Genomic DNA, 12,451 nt, shown 5'->3' on the forward strand with positions numbered 1-12,451 from the left:
TGCTCCTCTCTTCTCGACGAGATGTCGGACACTCTTCCACGTATACTTAGTATATACGCAATCGCCGAAGAGAAACGGAAAGTTGCAGCAGGGCTCTCGTCTCATCGCAACGGAAATCCTATTGTGAAACTTCCTCCATCTTTGTCGATCCCGGCAGGATCCTGGGCCCACCCGGCGAATCATGAAGCCATGCAATCGGAAACGGGGGTCAGATGCATTGGAGAAACCTCGGTGGGAAGAGCGCCTGGAACGCATGGAGTCGATGACGGAAGAACTAATACGTATCGTCGCCAATACCAACACGCAGGTGGCCTTACTGGCCAAAAAAGTGGACGACCTTGTCGTGCGGGTGGACAAACTCAGCGTCAGCGTGGACAACCTGATCGCGCGTGTAGACGCCCTCGAACTCCGTCTGGAAGCCGTTGAACGACATGTCAGCCGGATTCCGCTCTTGGAGCGCCGCCAGGACAAAGCGGCGGCCCGGCTTGACGCGATTGAGGCCTGCCTAGAGCTGCGCGCAGAAAACCAGTAACCTTCAGCCAGAAACCTCTCCTCTCCAACATGACGCCGGACCCTCTTCCATGTATACTTGATATGTATATACGCAATCGCTCAAGAGAAACGGAAAGTTCTAGAAGGGGCGTTTTCATCAGCCTGCCGGACGATTCCAGCTTGATTTCCAGTTGGGACGCCCTTTTGTTTTCACTTGTCCGTCCCTTGGGCCAAAAGACGGCCCGGTCGGCCGTTCTAAGTCCCGCGGCCGGGGCGCGGCCACATTTCTAATCGCTGACTTATCATTCCCAGACCAAACACTGCCAGTTCCACGCGTCACGCGCCGGGCTGGGGAGTGGAGGAGGTCGCAGCGTGTCCAACGAAGCACCCTTGCACCGCGATATTCGACTCTTAGGCAACCTGCTCGGCGAGGTCGTCACCCAGCAGTGCGGCCAGGAGGTGTTCGACTGGGTCGAGCGCATCCGCGCCGCCGCCAAGGAGTTTCGCCAATCCGAGGAGGATGAAAGCGCCGCCTCGTTCGCCCGTCTGATTGAACAAGTGCCCAAGGCTCAGCGCCGCTACGTGATTCGCGCGTTCTCCCTGTACTTCGAGCTGGTCAACATCGCGGAGCAGAACCACCGCATCCGCCGCCGCCGCGAGTATGAGCACGCGCAGGGCGAGAAGGTCGGCCGCGCCACCATCCAAAGCGCCCTGCACACGCTGAAAGAAGCCGGCTACACTGCGGACGATGTGGCCGATTTGCTGCAGCGCCTGGGATTGGAACTGGTGCTCACCGCCCACCCCACCGAGGCCACGCGCCGCACTGTGCTGGACAAGCACCAGCAGATTGCCTTCATCCTGCAAAAGCTGGATGATCCTTTGCTCACCCCGCGCGAGCTGCGCCAACTGGAGAAGTCGCTGCGCGCCCAGATTGTCGGCCTGTGGCAGACCAGTCCCGTGCGCAAGCAGCGCATCACCGTGCTGGACGAGGTGCGCAACGGCCTGTACTTTCTGGATCAAATCCTGTTCGACGTATTGCCGCATGTGCACATGCAGCTGGAGGAGCAGCTGGCCGAGCACTACCCAGACCGGCGCTGGCGTGTGCCGTCCTTCATTCGCTTCGGCAGTTGGATGGGCGGGGACCGAGACGGCAATCCGTTCGTCACCGCGGACATCACGTTCCAGACCCTGGTCCTGCACTTTGATCTGGCCATGCGCAAGTATCAGGAGCGCCTCGTACAGCTGGGCCGGGAGCTCAGCCAATCGCTGGAGCTGACCGGCGCCAGCCCGGAATTGTTGGCTTCCCTTCCCGTGGCCGATCCGCCCGATGAACCTTATCGGGAGAAGATCTCGCAAATCCAGCGCCGCCTGGAGGCGACCAAGGCGCGGTTTCACGGATCGGCCGCGGAGGTGGACGCGTCCGCCGCACAACCGTACGCCAGCCCAGACGAGTTCCTGGCCGATTTGCGCCTGATGGAGTCGTCGCTGTTGGCCCACCGCGGCGAGGACATCGTCGCCGTGCACGTGCGGCCGCTCTTGCGCCAGGTCGAGTTGTTCGGGTTTCACATGGCCACCCTCGACATCCGCCAGCACAGCGAGGTGCACGAAAACGCAGTGCACGAGCTGTTCCAGGTGGCGCACCTGGGCGACTACCGGGGCCTCCCAGAAGCGGACAAGGTGGACAAGCTGACCGAGCTCCTGGCGGATGCGCGCCCTCTGGTCAGCCCCTATCAGGACCTCTCCGAGGCGACCGCCGAGACACTGAAAGTGTTCCACGTCGTCCGCCGGGCCAAAGACCTGTTCGGCGAGGCGTGCATCCAGGATTACCTAATCTCCATGGCCGCTGACGTAAGCGACGTGTTGGAGGTGCTCATTCTCGCCAAGGAAGCCGGTCTGTTCCGCTGGAAGCCGGACGGCAGCGTCGTCAGCCGGCTCAACGTCGTGCCCTTGTTCGAGACGATTGAGGACCTGCGCGGCGCACCGCAGATTGTCGAGCGGTTGTTCACCCATCCGGTCTATCGACAGCAGCTGGCCGCCCGCGGCGGCGAGCAGGAGATCATGCTCGGGTACTCGGACAGCAATAAAGACGGCGGGTATCTCACGTCCAACTGGGAGCTGTACAAGTCGCAAAAGGCGCTGCTGCAAACGGCCGAGCGCCACGGCGTGCGGCTGAAGTTTTTCCACGGCCGCGGCGGCGCGTTGGGGCGCGGGGGCGGACCCTTGGAGCGCAGCATCCTCGCTCAGCCGCCCGAGGCCTTGCGTGGCAAAGTGAAGATCACCGAACAAGGCGAAATCATCTCGCAGCGCTACGGTCACCCGGACATCGCCCGGCGTTCCCTCGAAGCGGCGGTCTCCGCCATATTGGTCGGCGCCGCCAACGTGCAGACCGAAGCTATGCAGGCCACAGAGCGCGATTGGTCCGCCTGTGTCGAAGGGCTTTCGGAAGCCTCGCGCCAGGCGTACGTGCGCTTTGTCTACGGCCAGCCGGAGTTTCTCACCTACTTCCAGCAGGCCACACCGATAGAGGAGATAGGGCGGTTGAACATCGGATCGCGCCCGAGCAAGCGCAGGAGCAGCGCCCGCATACAGGACCTGCGGGCCATTCCCTGGGTGTTCTCGTGGACGCAGAACCGGCACCTCCTGCCCGCTTGGTACGGCTTTGGCAGCGCCGTCGGCGCTGTTGTCGAAAGCCGTCCCGAGACTCTCCAGGCCTTGCGCCGCATGTACCGGCACTGGCCGTTTTTCAAGGCCCTGATAGACAACCTGCAAATGGCCCTGGCCAAAGCGGACATGCGCATCGCGCCCGAGTATGTGCGGCTGGTGGAGGACGCGTCCATCGGCCAGCGCATCTTTGCCGGCATCCGCGAGGAGTACGACCGCACCCGCAGGGTGGTGCTTGACATCATTGAGCGCGACGATGTGCTCGCCGACTTCCGCGTCATCCGCGAGTCCATCAACTTGCGCAATCCGTATGTAGATCCCTTGTCCTTCTTCCAGGTCCTGCTGCTGCGCGATCTCCGCCAGCAGCGCGCCCGCGGCGAGGACGCCCCCGAGCTGGAACGGGAGGTGCTGTTCACCATCAACGGCATCGCCTCCGGCTTGCGCAACACGGGTTGACACAGCCCTTGAACGCACGCCACTCATCCGCTCACCGGCCGCCGGTCTCGTGCCCCGGCGGCCGGTGGTCGGTGGTCAGCACGCCCGCCCAGAGGGGCGGCCCGGCTATTGGCACCAACCCGGATGAGATGCTGCTCGGCGCGGCTGCCACCTGTTATATGATGACCCTGGCCCTGGCCTTTTGCACTTGCCAGCCGGAAGGTACCATACATCGACCTGAGTGTGTCGTCCACCGCTGCCTTCAACGAGGAAGGCGGTTTGCACTGCGAGCGCAATTGAGCACCGTCCGTACGTCGTGCTCCCGGCCACCGCGAGCGACGCGGACATGGAGAGGGTGCGGGATTTGGTCCGCCTCGTCGAGTCTCGCTGCACGGTGACAAGGGCGCTCAAGGGACACGTGGAGGTTGTGGTCGAAGCGAGGGTTGCAAGGGAGTAGCATTTGTGCGTATAAGGGAAACGTGTCGTATGAATAAATATACAAAAAGATAATAAGTAGGGACCAGGGAGAATAATCTAGACACATGTCGAACCTGCACATGGGTGTCGAGAAAATGGATTGGGTCGAAGGAAGGGTCTCCACACAGTCAAGACGATTGGGCCTGTTGGCTGACATCATTGCTGTCATGTATGCTATGAGGATTTGTTCCGTGTTTACGGCGCTCACTGTTGGCGGGTCCCTCATTTGCCCTGGGAATTGTGCGCGTGTTCTTCGGGATCTTCGAAGGAATCTTTGCGTCGGCGTTCGGTCAGCCGATTGAAGACCACATGCCTCCGGAAGGCGGGGAAGGCATTCGAAGTCATGCTGGCGAGCAACACTCTGGATACGGCCCCGGCCCCGCTGGTGCAGATGCCTACATGAGCCACCAAATGAATTGAATGAACGGGAGGGACTACGAGAGAACATAAACACGGTCGAAAACGTGTTCACAGGTCAAGATGAGTCATTCGGAATCAGGTAGTTGCACAATCCCCATCGACTGATATTTGGATAATTTGCGGGATATTGTAGACGGATCGACTTCGAGAAGTCGTGCCACTTGTTGTAGTGTAGAACACTTTTGAACCGCTATTTTAAGTAACTCCGATTCGACGATTTGAACCGCGCGTTTTAGGGGCACAATGTTTCTTACTGTGATATCGTCCCCAGAAGAATGGGTGTCAATGCTCGTACTTGAATGTGCGCTGGCCCCTGAAAGGATATAGCTTGGTATGTGTCTGGGCTGAATCTCACTGTCTTCAGTGGTAACAATCATACGTTCAATCACGTTTTGCAGTTCTCGCACGTTTCCCGGCCAATTGTATCGTTCAAAGACCTGAATCACTTCATTGGAGATGGTTATCCGTTTGTGGAATTGGCGTGAGTATAAATCCGAAAAGTGTTGGACCAAAGGAAAAATGTCCTCTACTCTGTCCCGCAATGGAGGTATAGAAATCGGGATGACGTTGAGTCTATAGTATAAGTCCTTGCGGAAGAGGCCTTCCTGAATCCTGCGCTCTAAGTTTTGGTTTGTTGCCGCGATGATGCGGACATCAATCAGTCTCGGACTTGAACCTCCGATACGTCTGACCTCCCCGTCTTGCAGTACCCTTAAAAGTTTCGCCTGCAGACTCAGAGGCATGTCACCAATTTCGTCGAGAAACAGGGTCCCTTTGTGCGCCAATTCGAACAATCCGGCCTTTCCGTGCCTGTTTGCTCCGGTAAATGTACCTTGCTCATAACCGAACAGTTCACTTTCTAAAAGGCTTTCCGGTATGGCCGCACAATTGACTTTAATAAATGGATTCGAAGATCGCGGGCTGTATTGATGGATAAAATTTGCGATTACTTCCTTTCCGACTCCAGATTCTCCTGTGATTAACACAGTGGAGTCAACCATCGCAACTTTCACGAGGGTGCTACTCAAATCTGACATCACCTTGCTATGAAATACCAACTTGTGTTGTCGATTGCGTTCCTTGTTCTGAGCTTCGTACAATTGCTGTCTATAGCCCTCGATCAGGGCTTTCATTTGCTTGAGTTCCTCTTCTAATTCATGGATTTCAGTTATGTCTCTCGATGCATTGACTACCCGTGTGATTTTGCCATGAACATCTCGGATAGGAGTGCTGACGACCATTAGGCGGCGACCGGTCTTTGTCTGCTGAATCACCTGCACTTTTTCTCCCCGTTCTAATGCGAGTCTCGTCGCCGATGGGCGATAAACACCTTCCCTTTCGAGTTCATACACTGTCCTTCCGACCAACTCTTCCGGTTTTTTTCCCCATAAAATTTCACAGGCGTTACTGGCGCGAAGTGTTCGCCCTTCACCGTCTGAAACATACAGAACGTCATACGAGTTATCGAATATCGTCTGCAGATCATGGATAGTTGTTTGGTAGGACTGTAATTCATCATGAAAAACCGAACGGTAAACCGAATAATCACCAAAAACAGCCATGATCCCAAATAATTCTCCCGCAAGGCGGACGGGAGCACCGGATAGGACATATTTGGAATCTCCGACAGAGAAAGTATGACCAACAATCGTTTTTGACTGCAGAAGGTCCATCCAGTATTGGGAAGATAAGAAGGAGGACCGGACTTCTTCATACACCCTGCGGCCGGACTCATTTGCGAACAGGAGTTCTCCTGTAGGGGAAAGCAAGCATCCCGAAAACGGAAGAGCGTTTAAAACAAGGTTGATAATCTCGGTTTCATGGATTGGACGCTTGAACTGCTCTCCCATCAACATTCCCCCCTTGATGCAATATTTTATCTTTATCATCGCATGTAAATTGCCAAAGTGCAATGCAAATGTGCAAGAATAATCGCCTGTATCAGTTTCACATCCAAGGTTGTCTGCAAAATTCTTTGATAGCCCGGCTGTTTAGGCAACAAGGTAAGCGTCTTTCTGTTGGCACAGAAATTGCAGACAACATAGAAGCGAAAGCGCTTGTTTGGGGGTGAAGGCTGCGCAGGATTATATCAATGGAAGGCTGCGGAATGTTCGTTCTGCTGTAGTAGGAAAGTTATCGAAGAAAGAAGAGAGAAAGAAGCGACTATAGCCAAGAGAGGTGAAAATTGAAATGGCCACATCCGTGAAAGGAATTCGACTAATTAGGCAGGTCACCCTGACCAGCAAACAAGTGACGTATGCATTGGTCTGTTCATTTCTAGCCTGGATGTTTTCGGTTTACGACTACATCTTGTTTGGAACTCTTCTACCTGTTATAGCGCAGAGTTTTCATTGGTCGACCGTTCTCAGTTTGCAGATTGCCACATGGGTATCTGTAGGAACATTTATCCTGTCCTTCCTCGTAGGACCCATGACTGACTATCTTGGCAGAAAAAATACGCTCATGATCACGACGTTTGGAGCTGCCATCAGCTCGGGGCTGACCGCCCTTACGATGAATCCGATTTATCTCATTTTTATCCGTGCCCTGTCCGGCTTGGGCTACTCTGAGCAGGCGGTCAATACGACCTATCTGACGGAGATTATGGGGCCTGGGCGGCGAGGTTTCCTCTACAGCTTTGTACAAGGGGGATGGCCGATTGGTGTGCTGTTTGCGTCCTTGATGACCGCTGTGCTTGAGCCGCACGTTGGTTGGCGAGGCACGTTCCTGGTGGCAACGTTTCCTGCAATCGTGATTGTAATTCTGTGGTCGAAGCTTCAGGAGTCGCCCAGGTTTGAACAAATGAAGCAGGTCAGACAGCTGCTTCGGAAAAATCGTGTCGAAGAAGCTCACGAGTTGGCCAAGGTCTATGAGATAGACTCCGAGAAGATGACAAAGACCTCTCTTCTACAGATGTTTGACCGCGACACGCGCAAGCACACACTTTTCCTTTGTATCGCTTACCTGCTCAACTGGATGGCCATACAGGTGTTTTCGGTCCTGTCCACCACGGTTTTGGTCGAAGGCAAGGGAATCTCCTTTACGAGCTCTTTGTTCATGCTCATCTTGTCCAACGCCGTTGCTTACATCGGATACGTGACTCACGGATATGTTGGAGACAAGATTGGCCGGCGCGAAACCATCATCATGTCCTGGGTGCTAGGGTCTCTTTTCTACGCCATCATGCTGTTCCTGGCCCATGGCTTCTTGGCCGTAATCGTAACTTACACTTTAGGATTGTTTTTCTTGATTGGTTCCTATTCTGCGGTGATGTCGTATATCAGCGAATCCTTTCCCACCCGCATGCGAGGGACGGCCGCCTCAGTGGTCAACTCGATGGGACCTCTAGGGGGGATCGTGGGCTCAGCCGTCTTTGCTGCGGTCACGGGTACGGCAGGGGTGACTTCTGGAGCCTTGGTGGCTGGCGCATTACCAATGCTGCTCTCCGGTGTATTGATGATAGGCGCTCGCCGAATCCGGCCTGGCCAAGTTCTTGAGTCCATATCCAAATGAGGCCATGAGTTAGACGGGAATAGGAAGGAGAGATTGGTTAAGTGACCGGGTATCCCCACGTGCGAATCATTACAACAGGGGGCACGATAGCGTCTCTCCCTCAAGACAATGGTGATTTGGCGGCGTCTTTGTCGGGGGAGGAACTTGTTCAAAGGCTGGGAATGGCGTCCGTGCAAGTTGACACGCTAACGACTATGGGGAGCTTTGCCTTCAATTATGAAACACTTGCATTCATCGGCGAACGTGTGATAGAGGCACTCGAATCACCGGACGTACAGGGTGTCGTCCTGACGCATGGGACGGATACCATGGAGGAGACCGCATTCTATTTGTCTCTGACTACTGGCCACTACATGAAACCGGTCGTTTTAACGGGGGCCCAGCTAGACGCTTCCAACCCCCACGGCGACGGTCCGAACAATCTTCGGAACGCCGTTTGCATCGCGCAATCCGAGTCAGCGCGCAATATTGGGACTGTCATCGCGTTTGCTGGATTTCTCTATGCCGCCAGGGAAGTGCGAAAGGTGGACACGAGCGCCTTAGAGGCTTTTGATTCGCCGGGTTGGGGACCGGTGGGCCGCATGGATGGTGATCGTGTAATTGTCCTGAGACAGGCGGACCGCAGGCCTGTTTTGAATGTAAAAGTGCCTGTGCCTGTGGCTCTTGTTCGACTTGGAGTGGGGATGACGGGTGCCGAATTTCAGCAGATGTGCACCGGGTATAAGGGGGTGGTTTTGGAGGCTTTCGGGCGTGGCAACGCACATCCAAGCATTCACAGTGAAATATCTCGGCTCGTACAACAGGGTGTCCCCGTTATCGTGACTAGCCGTTGCATCCGCGGGGCTGTCCGACCGGTCTACGGTGGTGGGGGAGGAAGAGATCTGGAGCGCGCGGGTGCATGGTTTGCTGGGGATTTAGCTGGAGAAAAAGCAAGGATTTTACTGGGTCTACTACTAGCTAATAACGTAGGGTGGCAAGAGATGTGGAGATTCGTAGAGGCGTATAGTCGACCCTAGACAATACGGGTGGTTGGGCTGGGGGTTCGGAAAAGTCTATAAAAACTTTACAGGAGGTTCCGTTATGGCGAAGAAGGAGATTTTGGTGGCTTACGGTGTTGACGTCGATGCAGTCGCGGGGTGGCTGGGCTCTTACGCAGGAGAAGATTCTCCAGATGACATTTCCCGTGGAATGTTTGCTGGGGAAGTTGGTGCACCGCGCCTCTTAAAACTCTTTGATAAATATAACATTAAGACGACATGGTTCATACCGGGGCACTCCATTGAGACATTTCCGGAGCAGATGAAAATGGTTGTAGAAGCGGGACACGAAGTGGGGGCCCATGGCTATTCTCATGAAAACCCAATAGCCATGACTGAGCGGCAGGAAGAGGAAGTCCTACTTCGGTCGATTGAATTAATTGAGCAGTTGTCTGGTAAGCGACCGACTGGCTATGTGGCCCCATGGTGGGAATTCTCGAATATTACAAATGAACTTTTGCTTAAACATGGAATTAAGTATGACCACAGTCTTATGCATAATGATTTTACTCCATATTACGTACGCGTTGGCGACAAATGGACAAAGATTGATTATTCGAAAGAAGCGTCCGAGTGGATGAAGCCACTTGAAAGAGGAATAGAGACAGACTTGGTTGAAATCCCGGCGAACTGGTATCTGGATGACCTGCCGCCGATGATGTTCATCAAGAAATCACCCAACAGTTTTGGATTCGTAAGCCCAAGGGATATTGAGCAGCTGTGGCGTGACCAGTTTGACTGGGTGTATCGCGAATTTGACTATGCCGTATTTCCGATGACGATACACCCGGATGTCAGTGGACGTCCCCAAGTCCTTCTGATGCATGAACGCTTGATTGAGTACATTAACCAGCACGAGGGTGTGCGGTGGGTTACGTTCAATGAGATAGCTGACGACTTTCTGCAGAGGTTTCCACGCAATAAATGATTCTCTTTGAAACATGGAGAGTGGTGATTGGTGCCCCCAATGTGGGGGCACCCGCCCGATTCAAAGAGTGAAGGGAGTATCAAAACGTGCGGTTGATAGGCAAACGAGCCGTTATTACAGGTGGAGGTAGTGGGATTGGTCGTGCAATAGCACTTAGGATGGCGGCCGAAGGTGCCGATATCGTTGTAAACTGGCTGGGTCAAAGTGAATCCACCATCGACCGTCTACGTGAGGAAATTGAAGGGCAAGGTCGGCGAGCCCACTTTGTGCAGGGTGACGTCTCCTTGGAACAAACGGCACGCACGGTGATTGAGACCGCAATTGAAAAACTTGGTGGAATCGACATCCTTGTCAACAATGCGGGGATATTGACGCAATCACCGATTCATGAGATGAGTGTGGAGATATGGGACCGTATGATTGAGGTAGATTTACGGAGCGTTTTTCTGACTACCAGATTCGCTGTTCCACACATGATGAAGCAGCGGTACGGTCGCATCATTAGTATTGCATCGCAGTTGGGACAAAAAGGTGGAGTCGATTTAAGCCATTATGCCGCTGCGAAAGCCGGCGTCATCGGATTCACTAAATCTATAGCTTTGGAATTGGGAAAATACGGAATCACCGCGAATTGTGTGGCGCCAGGTCCGATTGAAACGGAGCTGATACGTGGATTGGATGACGATTGGAAGCAAGCCAAGCGCAATGAATTGGCTATCCCTCGATTTGGGACAGTTGAGGAAGTAGCCCCGACCGTAGTTTTCCTCGCGAGTGATCCAGACGGAAGTCTATATACCGGGCAAACTCTTGGTCCAAACTGCGGAGACGTGATGTTATAAACAGCAGCAAATCATAAGTTTGTAGGAAGGATTGAATCATCGATGTGTGTGTTATGTGGTGAGTTGATTACTCAGATTCATTGGACGGATAAGTTGTCTGGTGAGGATGAGCAATCTACAACCATTGTCGGAGGCGCAAGTCAGCGTACCCGCACGCGAGATCATCATCACCGGGTAAAGATTTTAAACGAGGTTCTTGAATTTTACGGATTGAATGTGCGGTACTGGGCGGGAAATCGGTATATGATATCGGATCGTAAGGGTAACTCGGTACTATGCACAAACCTGTCTGAAGTTTGGACAGAAGCCCAAAACCTTGCTGGACAGCCAGTCGATCCTACCGATTCACGCCTGGTGAACCATCTCAGCCTTATCGGCGACGTCAAGGGGAATATGGGGTAATGAAGACGGACAAGATTCCTGCTTTTGTGGTCACCGGATTTCTGGGCAGTGGTAAAACGACATTGCTTCAGAAAATGCTGAGACATGGTAGATGGAGAAACTCGGCTCTCATCGTCAATGAATTTGGTCAGGCTTCGATTGACCATCACCTATTAAACGCTGCCGCTGAAGAACTGTCTCTCATCGGTGGTGGATGCGCTTGTTGTCAAAAGCGTGAGGACCTTGCGAGAGAATTGTCTAAGTTGATAAACCGCAAAGACTCTCAAATCCTCACCGGTGTAGTCATCGAAACTACAGGCCTTGCCGATCCGGCCCCCATGGTATTCACAATCCTTACCGATCCTATGTTGCAGCACCATTTTCGTATCGGTGGCATTCTGACAACGGTTGACAGCGTAAATTATCCTCGACAAACCGGCAACCATCCGGAACTCTCCAAACAAATTTCTTTGGCAGACGTCATAGTGGTCACGAAACGCGACCTCGTTGATTCTGTGACGGAGGAACAGGTATTTGGCAGAATCCGTGCGTTGAACCCGACTGCAAAAATCTTTATTTCAGAACACGGAAATATGGATTTTAATGCCTTGTTCGCTGCACTGGATTGGTCTGCCGAGACAAGTGGGAATATCCTGCCCCATGCGATTACCGTAGATAAAAAACTTGAAAATTCACATATTTATCAAACTGAAACGCAATCCGTATCCATTTCATTTGATGGTCCTATCGACTGGTCAGCGTTCGGAGTATGGATGAGTATGCTCTTGTTCGCTCGCGGAGAACATGTGTTACGGGTAAAAGGAATACTCGACGTTGGTAACGATGGACCGGTGGTCTTAAATGGGGTGCAACATATCATCCATCCACCCGAACATTTATCAGATTGGTCAGGCCATGACCGCCAAACCAGAATCACATTCATTTTAAGGGGGATTCATGCGGAGGAAATGATCAACTCTCTCCATGCCTTCCGTCATTTGCTTGGGGCTCGACCCATCTTACTTAATGCGTGAAACGCAATGGCTACTCCTAGTCCTGTCCGAATCTTCTTTGACGGACGGGCGAACGGACACTTCGTCGACTAAATCGGGTCGGAGGGATGCGCACTCCTGGTTTGGACTACATTTCCTGTGCTTATATCACCCTTTCATACGTTGAGCGGTGCGCGCGCGTCTTGGCGAAATGGTGGTCGTGATGCCGCTCAACGTATCCATGAAACCCATCCCACCACCCGATTGGACATGTCA

The 12,451-nt window shown here is 53.5% G+C and carries 8 protein-coding genes; 7 read left to right on the forward strand and 1 reads right to left on the reverse strand.

Annotated features, from left to right (window positions below):
• Window positions 1-217 precede the first annotated feature (217 nt).
• Both AK2_RS12755 and ppc read left to right on the forward strand, forming a co-directional pair.
• Window positions 218-532 carry a hypothetical protein gene (locus AK2_RS12755; protein WP_067935026.1) on the forward strand — a complete coding sequence of 105 codons (315 nt, stop codon included), beginning with the start codon at window positions 218-220 and terminating at the stop codon, window positions 530-532.
• Window positions 533-864: 332 nt separating this feature from the next.
• On the forward strand, window positions 865-3,609 hold the full coding sequence (gene ppc / locus AK2_RS12760; protein WP_067935031.1) for a phosphoenolpyruvate carboxylase: 2,745 nt from the start codon (window positions 865-867) through the stop codon (window positions 3,607-3,609).
• A 941-nt stretch (window positions 3,610-4,550) separates the two neighbouring features.
• Here ppc and AK2_RS12770 read toward each other — a convergent pair.
• Window positions 4,551-6,335: a sigma-54 interaction domain-containing protein gene (locus AK2_RS12770; protein WP_067935035.1), complete on the reverse strand. Its 1,785-nt coding sequence runs from the start codon at window positions 6,333-6,335 to the stop codon at window positions 4,551-4,553.
• A gap of 340 nt (window positions 6,336-6,675) precedes the next feature.
• Here AK2_RS12770 and AK2_RS12775 point away from each other — a divergent pair, with 340 nt between their 5' ends.
• The 5 genes from AK2_RS12775 (at window position 6,676) to AK2_RS12795 (ending at window position 12,217) form a co-directional block, all read left to right on the forward strand.
• Window positions 6,676-7,998: an MFS transporter gene (locus tag AK2_RS12775; RefSeq protein WP_067935037.1), complete on the forward strand. Its 1,323-nt coding sequence runs from the start codon at window positions 6,676-6,678 to the stop codon at window positions 7,996-7,998.
• A gap of 41 nt (window positions 7,999-8,039) precedes the next feature.
• Complete coding sequence (locus AK2_RS12780) at window positions 8,040-9,014, forward strand: asparaginase (RefSeq protein WP_067935040.1); 975 nt, start codon at window positions 8,040-8,042, stop codon at window positions 9,012-9,014.
• Between the two features lie 64 nt (window positions 9,015-9,078).
• Window positions 9,079-9,963, forward strand: coding sequence for a polysaccharide deacetylase family protein (locus AK2_RS12785; RefSeq protein ID WP_067935041.1), 885 nt, complete (start codon window positions 9,079-9,081; stop codon window positions 9,961-9,963).
• Between the two features lie 86 nt (window positions 9,964-10,049).
• The gene (locus AK2_RS12790) at window positions 10,050-10,802 is read left to right on the forward strand and encodes an SDR family NAD(P)-dependent oxidoreductase (RefSeq protein WP_067935043.1); all 753 of its coding nucleotides are present in this window, start codon (window positions 10,050-10,052) and stop codon (window positions 10,800-10,802) included.
• A 401-nt stretch (window positions 10,803-11,203) separates the two neighbouring features.
• Window positions 11,204-12,217, forward strand: coding sequence for a CobW family GTP-binding protein (locus AK2_RS12795; RefSeq protein ID WP_067935045.1), 1,014 nt, complete (start codon window positions 11,204-11,206; stop codon window positions 12,215-12,217).
• Window positions 12,218-12,451 lie beyond the last annotated feature (234 nt).

The sequence above is a fragment of the Alicyclobacillus kakegawensis NBRC 103104 genome (assembly GCF_001552655.1).
Taxonomy (GTDB): Bacteria; Bacillota; Bacilli; order Alicyclobacillales; family Alicyclobacillaceae; genus Alicyclobacillus_G; species Alicyclobacillus_G kakegawensis.